Here is a 16,292-nt window from a genome sequence, read left to right as displayed (position 1 = left end):
CTGCAACTTGGCTACGATCGAAATGACTCCTCGATTTCTGTTCTGGGGGGGAAATGACCGGTCTTAAATCAATCAGTCCGCAGAGTTGGAAGGACTCCAGCCGATGCGGCCTGAAATGACATTCGCCTGTTCAATCGTCTTGCGTCGAATCGTTTCTAGCGACGCTTTCTTGAAACGAGCGCTAGGGCCGGTCACCCAAATCGCTGCGATCACTTCATTTCTCCGATTTCGAATGGGGGCCGCGATGCAGTTGACCCCTTCGACTTGTTCTTCGCGATCGACGGCGAAACCATGCTCGCGAACCCGTTCCAACTCTTGGAAGTAGGCGGCACGATCGGTAATCGTGCGGTTGGTATAGCGAACGAAATCAATCTGCTCGACGATCACGTCCATTTCCGCCGCAGGCAAATGCGCCACCATCACTTTTCCCGGCGCCGACGTGTGCAACGGAAACTGGTGGCCAATCTCGACCATGACTTTGACCGCCTGGGGGCTGAGCAACTGCTCGACGACCACGCCGTGGCCTCCGCTGAGGACGCCCAGCAAGACGGTTTCTTGCGTCGCGTCCCGCAAACAGCGCATCGGCCCCAACGCCTTTTCCAGCAATTGCGACTCATTGACCGCCGCATATCCCAGCGCCAGCAGTTTGGTTGAAGTGCTGTACAGCTTGAGAATCGGCTCTCGATTGAGATATCCGTAATCCGCCAGCGTGGTGACGATCCGAAAGATGCTGTTCTTGGGAATACCGAGCCGCGCCGCCATTTCGGAAACCCCAAGCGCCGAAGGGGCGCCGGCGATCAGTTCCAAAATCTGCAACGCACGCACCAGGCTGGGAACGTGATAACGATCGTTTTCGACAACGACATCCTGCGTTTTCGCGGTAGCCATGGAACTTCCCAAACGGTTGAGCTTCGCTGCTAGTCAGTAATTACTTGTTTGACATTTAAACTACCGTTTCATATAACAAACAGCAACAGAATTTCTCGTTTTTTTACAAATCATTTCCTTGAGCACCTTTCGCACGCCGGACTTTGTCCTCGCCGGTCGAGCCTTTGTTGAAACCCCTGGAGAAAAAACATGTCGCCCACCACACGGCTTCGCTTGAATGGCTTGATCGCAGCGATCGTATTATGGAATGTCGGCGCTGCTTGGGCGGTTGATGCCGTAACTCCGTCGATCATCGAAACGGACTTGCTGGTCGTGGGGGGGACCGAGTCAGGCTGCGCCGCCGCGGTCCAAGCGGCGCGGATGGGCGTCAAGCGAATCGTGCTGGTCAACGACACCGATTGGGTCGGCGGTCAGTTCTCTTCCGAAGCTCTGGGAGCGATCGATGAGAATCGCGCCCATGAATACAACGGCAAAGTCCCGATCCCTCGCTCCGGACTATTTCGAGAAGTGATCGACGCGATTGAAGACAAGAACGAAGAACTGTACGGAGTGCGCCGTCCTGGAAATACGCGTGTGATTACGACTTGTCGCCCCGTGATCGCGCATGAGATCTTCGCAGCATTACTTCAACCGTACGAAGCGTCTGGGCAAATTCAACGTTTTTCTAATCTGCGGGTAAAGTCTGTCACGGTGCAAGACAACCGCGTAAAGGACGTCGCCTTTGAACCGCTCGCAGCAGCCGCGACTCCGTTGACAGTGCAGGCCAAGATGACGATCGACGCCAGCGACTGGGGCGACGTCATCAAGCTTTCCGGCGCTCCTTATGATTTCGGCCTGGACGCTCGTTCCAAATATGGAGAACCGCGAGCGCAGGAATCTCCCGAGCCAAACACCGATGTGAATCCAATTACGTGGTGCATGATTCTCGTCGCCCAGGCGGAAGAAGCTTTGATTCCTCAGCCGGCTGGCTACGATGAACGCGATTTTTTAGGACAGTGGAAATGGATCGATGACAAGTTCAATTTCGCTTCGCGGCGACTCGTCGACGGCAAAGCGCTTCAGGATCGCCAACAGGCCGACATCTATCTGATTAATAATCCGCAGGTCGATTATCCGCTGGATGTCTTCACGGACGACGTAGCCGCCTCGCTGGAAGCGACGGAACCAGGCGCATCTACAAAGCAGTTTGTCGCTTTGACGCCGCAGCAGCGAGAAATCGTCTTTCAAGACGCGCGTCTGCGCACCTTGCAATATCTGTATTTCATGCAGCAGAAATACCCCTCTTTCCGCACGATGGCGATGAGCGATGAGTTTGGCACTGCCGACAAACTTCCTCCCAAACCCTATGTAAGAGAGAGTCTGCGACTGAAAGCGCTGCACATGCTCAAGGAACAGGAAGTGGTTGGAGCGGGAGCACAGTCCAACTACGCGCAGACGATGTTTGCAGATGGAGTCTTCTCTTGGCAGTTTGAACTCGATTTTCATCCGACCGCGCGGAAGTGGCTCAGCCCAGAAGGCGCAGAGGGCCCCTGGGATGCGAGTTTTCGCGGCAAGCGAAGATTCGGCGTGGGAGGAACAGGACTCGCGATTTTTCCCCTACGCAGCTTTGTACCGCAAAAGCTGGACGGCTTGCTGGGAGCTCAAAAGAATTTGGGATACTCCAGCATCGTCAGCTCCTCTTGCCGCTTGCACGACCAATCGATGGCGGCCGGTCAGGCATGCGGAGCGGTCGCTGCGGTCAGTTTGCTGAAGGAAGTTTCTCCGCGCGAGATGTGGCAGGATCCGCAATGGCTAGCGGAAATCTGGACCGGTTTGCTCAGCCAGAAAGAGGCTGCCGCGATGGTCATCTGGCCTTTCAATGATGTTGATCCCTACGAGGATGGATTTGTTGCGATTCAACAATTGGCTCTTCGTCGTTTGTTTCCTCTCGCGCCGAATGAGACCAGCTTTCGACCCGACGCGCCGGCGGAAGCAGAATGGGTGACCGCGGTGGTGAAGCATATTCAATCGAAGGGATATGATTGCGCCGTGACCGCGACAACGCCGCCCCAGACGCGTCGCGAAACGGCAATCGCGCTTTGGAAAGCGATTCAGTCGCAACCCATCCCAGCGTATGATCGCAAGTCGCCCGATGATGCGGATGGAGACGGAATCGCCGATACGCAGGATGCGCTGCCGTTCACCGCAGGAGAAACCTCGTGGAAATGATTTGCGGCGTGAATCGATAAGCAACGATAGGCCGCCTATCGCCAGGGTAGATAGGCGATCGCCGTCGAGAACAACTCGGGAATCCGAATCGCCGTTCCGCCAAAGGCTTGCCAGCCAATGGCGCACCCTCCGACCGCAATGGCGCCGATCGCGCAGCCGCCGGCTGCGCCTAAAATCCCTATCGCCAGGCCGCCGGCAGCGAGGATGCCGATCCCGACTCCTCCCAGCCCAATCGCTCCGATCGATAGACCGCCAAAAGAAATGAGTCCAATCGAGATTCCGCCAGAGGCGAACATGCCGATCGCGACATCGCCAAAGGCGAAAACTCCCCGCGCGACGCCCATCGGCTCGACGCCTTTCGGCCCATAGGCGATGCTGACGATCGGCAGACCGAAGAACTTCAATTCAGATTGGTAGCGGTATGGCTGATATCGATAAGCGCGACGCATGACTCGTTCTCCTGGGGGTTCGTCTATCCATTCGTCAGTCAGACGAGACTATTAGAGAACGCAGCAAGAATTCTCCCAAGAAAATAAAGCGGCGAGATCAGACGATCCCGCCGCTTTTACCAATCGCTCCCAAGTAGCAAGCTTCGTAGTTCTTAAGGAATCCAGTAGACGGCGCCGGTCACGACGGCGGCCTGAGCGGCGGCGCCTCGCAAGCTGATCGGCACCGGCGGCAGCAAGTAAGGAGCACAACTGCCGGGGCGATAGTAGCCCAACGCGTACTGGCATTCGCTCGGCGGATACATCCCCATCTGGTACGGCAGCACTGCAGCACTGACGAAGAAGTGGGCGCCCGAGAGGAGCGGTTGCGTGATCGGCCCGGTCATGTGACCGTATCGTTCGAGCGCTCGTTCTTCAAAGTAAAGCGGCTTGTGGCACAGGGCCGAAGCGGTCCAGTTGACTTCGGTGGTCGCCCAGTGACGGCCCGGGAACGCGGCGTCGGTCCAACCACACTCGTAGGGTAAGTCCCAATAGGCGGCGACAAAGCAACGATCGTCGGCACTAAGCGTGCGGAGGTCAAATCGCTTGATCTCGCGACCGGTGTCGATCAAAACACGCTGATTTTTAAAGTCGAGCATACGGCCTTCGGCCAACGGCTCTCCATTGAGAGACGTCCAGCTGCGGCTCGGAGCTTCGGCCATCGCTTCATTCTTCATTTGCTCCGCGAGTTCCGCGTCTTCTTCATCCGGACGGAACGCAGGCGTCATGTCGAGATTGATCATCGGCAGCTTAAACGCTTTCAGACGATCGACGATGGCGTTGCAGTTGTCTTTGTCGTCGCAGCAGTTTCGTTCGTTGTAGACCGTGTCGCATGGAGCCGACTGCGGCTGACGCGGTTGAATCGGCAACCCGTCAGGTCCCAGTTCCATCGGTTCTCGATCACTCGACGACGGCATCGGATTGGGGACCTTCGGAGCATTCATCGGCGGATCGGTCATCGGCAACGGTTGCTGAGCGTCTTCGGCCGGAGCAAGCGGTTGCGGAGCGCCAAATCGGCTCGGCGGAGTCGCCGGAGCGACTTCTTCCTGATCCAATTGCGTCAGCTGATCGCCAAACGGATCGTTGAACGGATCGGCCGGCGACAACTTGCTGGCCTTTTGCACCATCCGCTGACCCGCAGGCGGAGCGAGTTCGACGTGGGCGACCGGTTGAACCGGGTTTGTTTTGTGAACCGGTTTCAGCTCGACAGGAGCATTGACGCCGGCGGGCGTCGCGACTTCTGGAGCGGTGGATACTTTGGTCGAGCGGCGCCACTGCAGATGGCTTTGCGGCTGACCATCGGCGGCCCACAGATCGGCCGCCGAAAAGAGAATAACAGCTCCGCACAGCGCTCTAGTCGTTGTTTTGATGAACGTCCGGGCTGTAGTTTGGGGCTTCCTGAGTAATTGCGATGTCATGCGGATGGCTTTCCCTAACACTGGCCGGTGTGACCCGGATGAACTTGGCGTCCCTGCGTAGTTCTTCAATCGTTCGCGTACCGCAGTAGCCCATCCCGGCTCTCAAGCCGCCGACAAGCTGATACACGAACGGGCTCAAATTTCCTTTGAAAGGCACTCGCCCTTCGACTCCTTCGGGGACCAGTTTGCCCCCATCGCTGACTTCGCCCTGGCGGTATCGCTCTTTCGAGCCTTTCACCATGGCGCCCAGCGATCCCATACCGCGGTAAACCTTGAAGGTTCGACCTTGGTACAGGATGACGTCTCCTGGGCTCTCGTGCAGTCCAGCGAACAGTCCGCCGATCATGACCACGCTTGCGCCCGAGGCGATCGCTTTACAAATATCTCCTGAGAACCGCACGCCGCCGTCGGCAATGATCGGAATCCCATGTTTGGCCGCGACTTGAGCCGCATCGCGAATAGCGGTGACTTGCGGCACCCCCACTCCCGAAACCACTCGCGTCGTGCAGATCGAACCAGGTCCGATCCCCACTTTGACCGCATCGACGCCGGCGCCGATCAAGTCGGCACAGCCTTCGGCCGTCGCGATGTTTCCCGCGACAACGTCAATCGGCCAATTCTTCTTGATCTCGCGGACCGTCTCGATCACGTTCTTCGAGTGGCCGTGAGCACTGTCGACGACCAACACGTCGACGCTGTTATCGATCAGGCTCTGGACTCGTTCAAAATCCATCACGCCAACCGCAGCACCGACTCGTAACCGCCCCAAGCTATCCTTCGACGCTTGGGGGAACCGGTTCATCATGTCAATGTCTTTGATCGTGATGAGGCCGGTCAGTTTGTATTCTTCGTCAACCAGTAAAAGTTTCTCCACCTTTTTAGCCGTTAAAATCTGCTCAGCTTCCGCAAGCGTTACGGTCCCTGTCGCAGTCACCAGGTTGTCTTTGGTCATAACCTCTTCGATACGAAGGGTATGCGACTCAAGAAACCGTAAATCGCGGCGAGTCAGGATCCCTACCAGCTTGCCATCAGCTAGCGTGATCGGCATGCCCGAGACGTTGTGCTGCTCCATCACGGCCCGCGCTTCTTGCACCGGAGCGTCTGGCGGCATCGTCACCGGATCGACAATGATGCCGTTGGCCGAGCGTTTGACTTTGTAGACTTCTTCGGTCTGACGCTGGATCGAGAGGTTCTTATGAATGACCCCGAGTCCCCCTTCTTTCGCCAAGGCGATCGCCATGGCGCTTTCGGTGACCGTATCCATCGGCGAGCTGATCAGCGGGATGTTCAGCTTGATGTTCGCGGTCAGCTGAGTTTCGGTCGTCACATCGGACGGGACGAAATCACTGAAGCGCGGGACGAGCAGAACGTCGTCAAAGGTGATAGCGGTTTTGGCGAAGATCTCGTCCATGGCGCGGCTCCCGAATCTAGCGTGATCGAAGCAGTGGGGGTAAACCCGCAATTATTGCGGCCAACGCGACTGCTGGCAACGCTCTCACGGGGAGTCGCAGGCAGGAAAGCCGACTATTTACTGACTTTCCCTCACCGGGCCGCTTAGCGATTGCGGCGGCTAAACAGCCCGCGGCGGCGAATCGCGGTAGCCGATGTCTGCTCGGCCGGGGTCGCTTCGTAGCTGATTAGATTGGTCGTCGTGCGGTTAATCGTCTTTCCGGACGAGTCGACCGTCGTGCTCGAGCTGGAAACGACAAAGCCAGGGACATCAGCGCAATGAATTTCTACCGAAGTTGTCGAAGTTTTCTCCGGAATAATAATCCGCGTCCGAAAAAAGGCGACCGTTTTGCTCTCGGCCAACACCGGGAACGGCATTTCCAGTGCGATTGGGTCGGTCGCGATCGTTTTGGTGACCACATCCCCGCCGATCGCTTTCGCTTCAAATCGCCGCCGCAATACCCACGGCGCGGTCTGCGGACAATACAGAATGCTGCCGCTGATTTCTTCCGATGGACCGGTAATCACCACTTTTCGTAACTGGCAGGGATAGGTCACGCCGTTGACCGACAGCGCCTCTTGCTCGCCTGGGGTTACTGTCGCCGTATAGCGATCAGGCTCGCCGCTGAGACCGCTACGAAACGAGAGCGTCGGCTTATCGAAGACTTGCCCCCCCACTTCCGACTGCGAGGTTGTTTCCAACACCACATAGTTGTCTCCCACTTCTTTCAGACGGATCGTCTGCGTCGACACGTTGGTTGCGCCGGCCACGCCATCCTTATAGACCTGTGTCGTATGACGCAGCTTCTTCCATGAGCCAGGGGCAAAGCGCGCCCATTCGTGGTGGTCATGGGGAGTGAGCAGATCCGGAGCATCCTGCGCCGCACAAAATGTGACGCTGGCCAGCCAGATCAAAATCGCAAGTCGTAACATCTCACCCACTGATCTAAATTACCGAAAGCCCAAAGGCGATGAATTCTCCTTAAACTACGCTGAGGAAGCGGCTTTCGCAATGAATCCCAGCAATGTTGGCCGCCAAACGGCCTATTGGGAGGGTTCTTCCAGTCCCAATGGGAACATTCCGACGATCAAAAAGTCCTGTCTCGGGAAAATCGTGCGCAAGTCGATCTCAAGATGACCCGCCGTCGAGCGGACAAAAAGTGGATACAAACTCTCCTGCAAACGCGCACAGAACGCCGGCACATCGCCATCGGCAGGCACAATCGAAACGCAAACCGAATCGATCGGCATGCTTCCCGGGATCAGATGCGCCTTACACGGCTCGACCGCGACCGATTCGACCAGCGGCGATGCGATGATCTGCTCGGCCAAACGATTGGCCCGCAGTTCCAGATTCGCCTGCGAGGTCGTCAGCAACGAGAGCAGGGGGATCTCGTCGTTGACCAACTCTCCCATTCGATAGATTTCCAAAGTCTCGGTCAACGCGGCCAACGAAAGGGGAGAAGAAGCGACCAGCGGAAAGAGAGCCGACTGACGAATCTGTTCGATCAACTTCCGTTGACCCACCAGCAGTCCCGCATCGGGGCCGCCCAGCAAGTGATTGCCAGCGGCGATCACCAGGTCAGCGCCCAGCGAGATCGCGGCCTGCACGCTATCTACGCCTAGTTCGCGATACTCGTCGCGATTCTGCAATCCGCCGACTCCCACGTCATGCAGCAGCGGAATGCGGCGCGACTTGGCCAGCGCCGCTAGTTCGACCAGGCTCGGTTGCGTCGAGGTCGTAACGCCGGCAAAGTTACTCGCGTCAATCGAGAGGATCGCCGCCGTTTCGTCATCGATCGCATTTTCGTAGTCGGCGATCGTGGCGCTGTTGCTCGCGCCCACTTCCACCAAGCGAACTCCAGCGCCGGCGATTAGATGAGGCAAATGAATCGCATCGAACGTCTCGCCCAATTGCCCGCGAGCCACAATCAACTTGCGACCCACCGCTAATTCGTTCAGCGCCAAGTGGAGCGCGGCCATCCGAGAGTTGACGATCGCCGCTTCAGCGGCAACCGCTAACTCGGCGATCAGCTTGGCCGTCTCGGCTTGCGATACGCCGGACTTGGCGGTCTCCACAGCGAACTGCGTCGTGTGATAATCCCGCAGACGAGCATACGCCCCTTGGATCGCGCGTTCGGGAAGCGCACATTTGCCCAGCTCTGGAGCCAGCACCACGCCGGTCGCATTGATCGCCGCACGAATCCCAGGAGGCGCGTCGCCTGAGAGCCAACGCGAGATCGACTCGGCCAAATGATGCAGCTTGGGCGCCGGAAAATCGGCGACGCGCGTTTTGAAGTCGCGCTGATACCGATCCAAATAAGCGCCGACGCTGCTTACCAGCGCCTGCGGGTTCATCGTCTCTCGCAATTTCTTCAGCGGCGGCCGTTCGAGCAATTCACTAACAGTCGGCAATTTGCCGAAGAGATTTGTGGGCATCGGTTTTCTCCCGGGGGGGCTTTTCTTCAATTATCGTCCCTACGGGAGTTGCGGGAAAGGCGCTACCCTGGCGAGTTGTTCACTTACCCACACTCGGATGTGGAACAATCGGATAGGACCGCATCATTTTTTCTGGCCGGACCGTCGGGAGCACCGAGGGGGCCCGTTGGGTCTGAGTGCGTGGGTTTCCGATGCGACAGATTGTCTCAGCCGCATCCGCCAGACTTTGCTTTTCAGCTCAGTTCGTCAGGAATCTCAAGCCGCACCGGGACGAGCACGGACTTGGAGTTGGAGCTTCCGCTTCTGGAACTCTCGAGAAGTAGCTGCCCCCATTGAAAACCTTGATCCTCGGGGGTCATGGTCGATCGAATCGCTGGATAGGGAAGCGGCTTGGAAGAAGGTCCCTGAAAGTAATCGGCGACGGCGACGGCGACGTCCTTTTGCGGCGTGAGGCCGGCGGCTTCAATTGCCTCATAAATGGGTTCGATCATTTGCCATGGTCGCAGCAAGATCCCCGGCAGATCATCACACGTCTCGAGAAAGTGCTGAATCTCTCCGCGTACAATTTTCGGATCATGCGGCAAGCTGCGTACGATCAGCGCGTTTGCCGAAAGTCCGGCGCTGGAAGCAATTTCTGCGATCGCATCCGCAACCCGATAATCCCCCGCTCCCAACCCAGGACGCTGGCGAGTGATCATCAGAATCTTGCGATGCCCTTTGGAGAGCAGGTAATTGGCTAGCAAACGCCCCAGCTGCAATTGGTCGCGATCGATGCACGAGAGCCCTTGGCTCGATGCATAGAGACTGCCGGCGACGACAGTCGGCAAACCGGTATCGCGAAACGCCATTTGGATTTGAACCGTCGAATTGAACAGGATAAATCCTTCGCTCCGGCGTCTCCCCATCGCTTCGCTAATGATCTCACGGAGATAGCGTTCCTCTTCGTGGGCCGAAAGGGGAACGAAATCGAACGTTACATGCGTACCCGGCAGAGCGTTCTGAAGCCCAAAGAGCGAATCGGTGGTGAAAATACCTTCTTCGATCAGGTGATGATCGTACATCAACACATGAACTCGCTTGAGTTCTGGCCCCTCGCTCTCGGCGTCAAAATCTTTCCCTACCACGGTGCCGACACGTTGTTTCCGCTGAATCACTCGGCGTTTGACCAGCAATTGCAACGCCTGCGTCGTCGGCGCGGTTCCCGCATGCAGCATCCGCGCCGTTTCCGCCGTCGTTAGATAATGGTCTCCAGATCTCAGACCGCGTTGGCGTATGTCGGCTTCAATTTTACCGGCGAGTTCTGCGATCGTGGCGGATTGCTGGATGTTTGACATGCGATGAGATTAGCAGAAAAAGAACTCGCCAGCAATTATTATTTCCAGTCTGCGGTTTTATTTCCTGCGGCATGGACGCTTCTCGGCCGAATCATGACGCCGGATACGGCAGCATTTCAATGTTTTATCCCCATTAAAGGAGTTGTTCCAATATATTTCTGGGGCAAAGTCATTTTAATTGACCTCGAATAATAAATCCTTTACATTCCTTTTATTGCAACGCTGAACCGGCGCAACTGCGTCGCGAGTCGACGCTTGGGGAGAGATGGCCCAAGCACCGCGAAAATACCGCTGGCGCCGATCGACGTTGCTCCAAAAATCCCCCTTCGTACGCCTATTCCCTTATCTCTTTATTCCGCCCCTTCTGGAGGTTCGTCATGCTGCCCTACTTCTTAAAATCCCGGTCCCGCGGATTCACGTTAGTAGAATTGTTAGTGGTGATCGCCATTATCGGCGTTTTAATCGCGCTGCTGCTGCCAGCCGTTCAACAGGCGCGCGAAGCGGCTCGTCGCTCGGCCTGCACCAACAACTTCAAACAAGTTGGACTCGCGATCCACAACTATCACGACACGCACTTGGCTTTTCCGCTCTCGGCTCATTTCTCTTCCGGCAATTGCGGCAGCCAGGCTGTTCCTTGGAACGAAAACTATTGGCGATACTCGTGGGGCGCACACATTCTGCCGTACCTGGAACAGACGGCCCTCTACGACAACATCTCGTTTGAGAAGAACTATAACTTCCAATCCAACACGTTGTCCGACATCGGTATGACCGTGGATGCGTTCCTGTGCCCTAGCGATCCCCAAGGCGATCCTCGCACCGTCCGCACCGGCGGCATCAGCAATGGAGGCCCCGACAATAAAGACGACCTGGGCCGCAGCAATATGGCCAGCACCGCCGATTCGCGCGACTGGTCGTGCGCTTCTAACCGAGCGAGAATCGATGGCAATGGAGTCCTTTTCAACTTTTCCAAAACCAACTTCGCCAGCATTACCGATGGAACGAGCAATACGATGCTCGTCGGCGAGGTGACCGGCGGAATCGGCGGCAGCTATGAAGGGAACTACTGGTCCGTCATCAATCATGCGGATACCGCAGGCGGAATCAACGGACCTCATACCGTGCCGGGCGGAATGACCGGGTCATGGTCGCTCGACACCCAAGAGTTCTCGAGCTATCACCCCGGCGGATGCCATTTTCTGATGGGTGACGCCAGCGTCCATTTTCTTTCTGAAAACATCAATCAGACTGTCCTCGCAGATTTGACGACTCGATCCGGGGGAGAGGTCGTCGGCGAGTACTAAGCCACATGTTTCTACGTGAGTTGCGAATGCTGTCCCCGCAGCGTCAGAGAATGGTGGATGCAAGTCAACCAATTCGCGGCAGGGACTGCACTCGACCAACTTGCCCCTGGTCATCGCCCACTACATCCCAGGCCCCTACCAAGCGGATGCGATCCCCACGACAAGCGCATCTGCAACAGAAGTGAGTTCAAAATGAAACGATGGTTTGTTGTTGCTGCGATGCTTCTCGCCGGCTGCGGCGGCGTTCAAAGCGGCCCCGAACGAGTGATCGTTTCGGGAAAGGTCACCTATCAAGGCGCTCCCATCGAAAACGGAGACATCCTTTTTACGCCGGCTGCTGGAAGCTCGAATCCCGCTTCAGGCGCTATTATCGAAAACGGCAACTACCTGGCGAACAACAAGGGAGGCGTACCAATCGGTAAGTTTTTGGTGAAGATTTCCGGATTCCGCCCCAGCGGCCAGCCAGTCCCAGAAGGGGATATCCAGCCAATGGATCAGTATATCCCTGCCAAATACAACGATCGGACCTCGCTAGAAATCGAAATCACTAAGGATGCGGAAGGGACGCAGCAAAACTTCGACCTGGAATAGCACAAAGGGAAGAGTTCGCAACGGCGCAGGAAACAAGTTCCCCTCGTGCGCTGTGAGCGACGGCGTAAATGGTCGAGCCGCGATCTTTAGTCGCATCACTTCAAAACGGCCTGACGTCGCCTTCGACGATACGATCGCGATACATGCGAAATGCAGACGTTCCATCAACAGCAGAGAATGCATGAACGGAAAAGAGTTGGCGGCGGCGCTGCGGCTTGCAGGCCCGACGTATGGCACGTTGATTACATCACCTTCTCCCCGCTTACCGGCGGCACTAGCCGACAGCGGGCTCGATTTTGTCTTCATCGATACCGAGCATATCGCCTTGGATCGCGCCGAGCTTTCCTGGATGTGCCAGACTTATCAACAGCTTGGCATGGCGCCGTTGGTCCGTATTCCCGAGCCCAATCCGAATCTCGCGACGATGGTTCTGGATGGAGGCGCAGCGGGCGTCATTGCTCCTTATGTTGAGACCGCAGATCAGGTCCGCGCATTGGTTGGCGCTGTCAAGTGTCGCCCGCTGAAAGGAGAGCGACTAAAACGCTACCTGCAGGGGGAGGCGTTGGAGCCCGAATTGCAGACATATATCGAACAGCATAATTCGCAACATTCGCTGGTCATCAACGTCGAAAGCACGCCTGCGATCGCGGCGCTCGACGACATGCTGGCCGTCAAAGGACTAGACGCCGTTTTAGTAGGCCCCCATGACCTCTCCTGCAGTCTGGGGATCCCTGAACAGTACGATCATCCGCGATTTGACCAGGCGATACAGACGATCATCCGCAAAGCACGCGCTTGCCAGATTGGCGCCGGAATTCATTTCTGGGGCGACGTCGCGCAAGAGGTGGACTGGCTGCGCGAGGGACTCAACATGCTGATCCATAGCGCCGACATTTCCCTGTTCGTCAAGCAACTTCGTGCTGAGCTAACTCACATTCAATCCGAACTCAAACCGAACGACAAAAAGCGAAAACCAGAAACGCAAGGCATGATCGCTTAATTCGGCGCGCGAGAAGATGAAGCGACGTTCGCTCGCCTGGGCGGCAATCTCCTTCCGTGCAACCAGGCCAACCCGCTGATCCCCATCACCCTCACCATTCATCGCAGTCGCAGAGTATTCATCGATGCCGATTCCGTTTCATCAAATTGCCCTCTTGGGCAATAAATTCTGCGCCGTTCTCCTTTGCCTGGCATTGCTGCCGGCTGTTAGCCAGGCCGAGGAACTGCTTATCAAATCGATCACGGTCGAAACTCCCTTGAATGCGCCGGACGATGGCACTTACTGGATGCAAGCTCGCCCAGGCAAGATACCAAAGCGCCCAGGCGAACCCAGCGCAGATCAGCCCCTGGAGGTCATCACGCTGCAAGCGATTGATGGAAACGGCACGCACATGTACCACGGCATGAGCAGCATGTGGTCCGACGATCACGGCAACTCCTGGCAAGGTCCGCAACAAGATCCGGCGCTGGATCGTCGCACCATGGCGAACGGGTTGATTGAGGTTCCGGTCGACATGACCCCACAGTGGCACGCAAAGTCAGGCAAGTTGCTACTAACTGGCGCAACGTTTTGGCTTGATCCCAAGCTGAAGAAACATGCTCCTAACGGCGGCAGCGACATCGCTTATTCGGCCTATGATCCCCGCACGCATCAATGGGCTCCGTGGAAAAAAGTCGAGCTACCAGATTCGCCCCAGTTCCATTTCGCTCGCTCCGGCTGCTCGCAGCGTTACGATCTTCCGAATGGCGACATCTTGCTACCGATCTATTTTGGAGGCGCAGGAAACGATAGCCGCCACTTTGCGATGGTGCTTCGCTGTCAGTTTGATGGGAAAACGCTTCGCGTCGAAGAACAAGGAAATGCGCTATCCATTGACATCGACCGAGGCTTTGTCGAGCCTTCGCTCACCAAGTTTGGGGAGACTTTTTTTCTCACGCTGCGCAATGACCGTGGAGCCTATGTCACGACCAGCCAAGACGGGCTTCACTTCGATAAGCCCAAGCCGTGGGCCTTTGACGACGGTCAACCGCTCGGAAGTTACAACACACAACAACATTGGGTGACCCATTCGGATGGCCTGTTTCTCGCCTACACCAGAAAAGGCGCGGACAACGATGACATCTTTCGCCACCGGGCTCCGCTATTCATCGCGCAAGTCGACCCCCAAAAGCTGGTCGTACTTCGCCAGACCGAACAGACGCTCTTGCCGAAACTAAAGGACGGCTTCGGCAACTTTGGCTTGTCCAACATCTCGCCGGAGGAGACTTGGGTGGTCGCCGGCCGCAGCAGGGCCAAATCAGGAGAACCGAGTCTCTATCTTTCGCGCATCCAATGGTCGAAGCCTAACGCTGCGCCTTAGCGCCGTCTCGATGGAAGAGTGAGGCCGGTTATCTCGTCGAATTTCACCGGCTATACTCTTATCCGATTGATGTGGCGCCCGTTTGTTGGCCATGTTGCCAACATCGATCACTTGCAGCCCCACATTCGCAATGTCAGCCTCGTCTTCCACCACAAACATTCGCCTCGGTCTCTGCTGCATTTTTCTCGAGCAGCCGATCAAGTTTCGCAACACCACTGTCAAATCGATCAGCGCCATGCCGCGGGACGCCGGCTTGGCCAAGTTGTCTGGGCTTTGCCTGGCGAACGCCGATGCGTTGCTTTTGGCGTTGCAGTTTTGTGCAGAGCAGGGGATCGGCTCGTTTCGGATCAATAGCCAGATCTTGCCGCTGAAGACGCATGCGGAATGCGGGTACGATGTGAGCGAGCTTCCCGATGGTGACGAGATCGTCCGGCAATTTCAAGCCTGCGGCGCGTTCGCGAAGTCAAACGATATTCGCACCTGTTTTCATCCCGATCAATTTGTGGTGCTCAATTCGCCGCGGCCGGAAGTCGTCGATCGCTCGCTTGCAGAGCTGGAATATCAAGCCGAAGTCGCAGAGTGGGTCAGGGCCGATGTCGTCAACATCCATGGTGGCGGTGCGTATGGAGACAAACCTGCGGCCCTGTCGCGGTTCGCAAAGTCGTTGTCGCGTCTTTCGCAGCGAGCTCGCAGCCGCTTGACGGTCGAAAATGATGACGTCACCTATACGCCTGCGGATCTGCTGCCGCTTTGCCAGTCGACCGGCATTCCGTTGGTCTATGATGTTCACCATCATCGCTGCAATCGTGACGATTTGTCGATCGAAGCAGCGACCGAGCAGGCGATCGAGACCTGGGATCGCGAGCCGCTGTTTCATCTCTCTAGTCCGCTGGAAGGCTGGAAAGGGCCGAAGCCGGGTCGCCACCATGACTTTATCAACATCGTCGATTTTCCCGACTGCTGGCGCGAGCGGACATTGACCGTCGAAGTCGAAGCCAAGGCGAAAGAAGTCGCCGTGCTGAAGCTGATGAAGCAACTAGCGCGCCCCTGGACCGTCTACATCCTGCAATGCGCCGACCAATCCCTTTATACCGGCGTCACCAACGACCTGCCGCAGCGCATCGCCAAACACAACGCCGGCACAGGCGCCCGATACACGCGCAGCCGACTGCCGGTCGTGGTGGTCTATCAAGAGTCGCAGCCGAATCAAAGCGCGGCGCTGAAGCGCGAGTTGGCGATCAAAGCGTTGTCGCGGGCGGCGAAAGAGTCGTTGATCACCAACAGACTTCTCTCGTAGCGTAAGCCGCCAGTTTTGAAACGCGATTTCCAGGTTGGCAAATATCGCAGTTTCAAAAGAGCGGACCGAGTTAGCGTGCGCCAAGAGATCCAGAAGCGCCAAAGCTTAAAACGTTGGGTGTTCTACGCGACATGAATGGATCGCCCGTTTCGCTCGACGGCGCGCGGTCAAATTCTTCTTCGCCTTGATCCAAGGACGATAGGCAGCGGGATACCTGTGTCCGAAAATCGTCAACATCTTTCCCTTTTTCGTCACGGGTTTCCGAAGTCTTGCGAGAGGGCAAAAAAATGGTGCGCTACCGTTGTAGAAGTTTCTCATCAGAACGTGGCTAGCGAACAATCTCTGTAATCACTTACAAACAAATAACTTACGAACGACTATTCACTTCCGTCGAAATCCTCAATGGAAGTTCCCATTCGATAAAACCAGCTTAATGGAGTCTCGAATGACCTCTACTTACGCTCAGTGGTGGGGTCGCGGATTAGTTGATTCTTCCGCGATACCCTAGATAGACTTCCG

The 16,292-nt window shown here is 56.6% G+C and carries 14 protein-coding genes; 7 read left to right on the top strand and 7 right to left on the bottom strand.

The features are described 5' to 3' along the window. Window positions 1-72: 72 nt before the first annotated feature. Window positions 73-888 carry an IclR family transcriptional regulator gene (locus tag M4951_RS10180; RefSeq protein ID WP_262026376.1) on the bottom strand — a complete coding sequence of 272 codons (816 nt, stop codon included), beginning with the start codon at window positions 886-888 and terminating at the stop codon, window positions 73-75. A 189-nt stretch (window positions 889-1,077) separates the two neighbouring features. Here M4951_RS10180 and M4951_RS10175 point away from each other — a divergent pair, with 189 nt between their 5' ends. After that, complete coding sequence (locus M4951_RS10175) at window positions 1,078-3,096, top strand: FAD-dependent oxidoreductase (protein WP_262026375.1); 2,019 nt, start codon at window positions 1,078-1,080, stop codon at window positions 3,094-3,096. Window positions 3,097-3,131: 35 nt separating this feature from the next. Here the strand turns inward: M4951_RS10175 and M4951_RS10170 are convergent, their stop codons facing one another. From M4951_RS10170 to M4951_RS10145, 6 genes are all read right to left on the bottom strand, one after another. Then, window positions 3,132-3,545 (bottom strand): hypothetical protein, encoded by a 414-nt coding sequence (locus M4951_RS10170; RefSeq protein ID WP_262026374.1) that lies wholly within the window; start codon window positions 3,543-3,545, stop codon window positions 3,132-3,134. A 152-nt stretch (window positions 3,546-3,697) separates the two neighbouring features. After that, window positions 3,698-4,999, bottom strand: a complete 1,302-nt coding sequence (locus M4951_RS10165) for a hypothetical protein (RefSeq protein ID WP_262026373.1) — start codon at window positions 4,997-4,999, stop codon at window positions 3,698-3,700. Beyond that, entirely contained in the window at window positions 4,935-6,410 is a 1,476-nt protein-coding gene (guaB, locus tag M4951_RS10160; protein ID WP_262026372.1) for an IMP dehydrogenase, read from the bottom strand. The genes M4951_RS10165 and guaB overlap by 65 nt, the downstream gene beginning before the upstream one ends. A gap of 143 nt (window positions 6,411-6,553) precedes the next feature. Next, window positions 6,554-7,381, bottom strand: a complete 828-nt coding sequence (locus M4951_RS10155) for a hypothetical protein (RefSeq protein WP_262026371.1) — start codon at window positions 7,379-7,381, stop codon at window positions 6,554-6,556. Window positions 7,382-7,492: 111 nt separating this feature from the next. Next, complete coding sequence (selA, locus tag M4951_RS10150) at window positions 7,493-8,887, bottom strand: L-seryl-tRNA(Sec) selenium transferase (RefSeq protein ID WP_262026370.1); 1,395 nt, start codon at window positions 8,885-8,887, stop codon at window positions 7,493-7,495. Between the two features lie 233 nt (window positions 8,888-9,120). Further along, complete coding sequence (locus M4951_RS10145) at window positions 9,121-10,221, bottom strand: GntR family transcriptional regulator (RefSeq protein ID WP_262026369.1); 1,101 nt, start codon at window positions 10,219-10,221, stop codon at window positions 9,121-9,123. Between the two features lie 3 nt (window positions 10,222-10,224). Between M4951_RS10145 and M4951_RS10140 the strand changes: the two genes are divergently transcribed. The 6 genes from M4951_RS10140 (at window position 10,225) to uvsE (ending at window position 15,773) form a co-directional block, all read left to right on the top strand. Beyond that, complete coding sequence (locus M4951_RS10140; RefSeq protein WP_262026368.1) at window positions 10,225-10,413, top strand: hypothetical protein; 189 nt, start codon at window positions 10,225-10,227, stop codon at window positions 10,411-10,413. A gap of 185 nt (window positions 10,414-10,598) precedes the next feature. Continuing rightward, window positions 10,599-11,525: a DUF1559 domain-containing protein gene (locus M4951_RS10135; RefSeq protein WP_262026367.1), complete on the top strand. Its 927-nt coding sequence runs from the start codon at window positions 10,599-10,601 to the stop codon at window positions 11,523-11,525. A 192-nt stretch (window positions 11,526-11,717) separates the two neighbouring features. Beyond that, the gene (locus M4951_RS10130; RefSeq protein WP_262026366.1) at window positions 11,718-12,116 is read left to right on the top strand and encodes a hypothetical protein; all 399 of its coding nucleotides are present in this window, start codon (window positions 11,718-11,720) and stop codon (window positions 12,114-12,116) included. A 181-nt stretch (window positions 12,117-12,297) separates the two neighbouring features. Next, window positions 12,298-13,116: an HpcH/HpaI aldolase family protein gene (locus tag M4951_RS10125; RefSeq protein WP_262026365.1), complete on the top strand. Its 819-nt coding sequence runs from the start codon at window positions 12,298-12,300 to the stop codon at window positions 13,114-13,116. A gap of 124 nt (window positions 13,117-13,240) precedes the next feature. Beyond that, on the top strand, window positions 13,241-14,476 hold the full coding sequence (locus tag M4951_RS10120) for an exo-alpha-sialidase (protein WP_262026364.1): 1,236 nt from the start codon (window positions 13,241-13,243) through the stop codon (window positions 14,474-14,476). A 130-nt stretch (window positions 14,477-14,606) separates the two neighbouring features. Then, window positions 14,607-15,773 (top strand): UV DNA damage repair endonuclease UvsE, encoded by a 1,167-nt coding sequence (gene uvsE, locus M4951_RS10115; protein WP_262026363.1) that lies wholly within the window; start codon window positions 14,607-14,609, stop codon window positions 15,771-15,773. The last annotated feature ends 519 nt before the right edge of the window (window positions 15,774-16,292 follow it).

Source organism: Blastopirellula sp. J2-11 (genome assembly GCF_024584705.1).
Classification (GTDB): domain Bacteria; phylum Planctomycetota; class Planctomycetia; order Pirellulales; family Pirellulaceae; genus Blastopirellula.
Note: the sequence above shows the minus strand (reverse complement) of the source record. Positions and strands in the feature narration are given on the sequence as shown.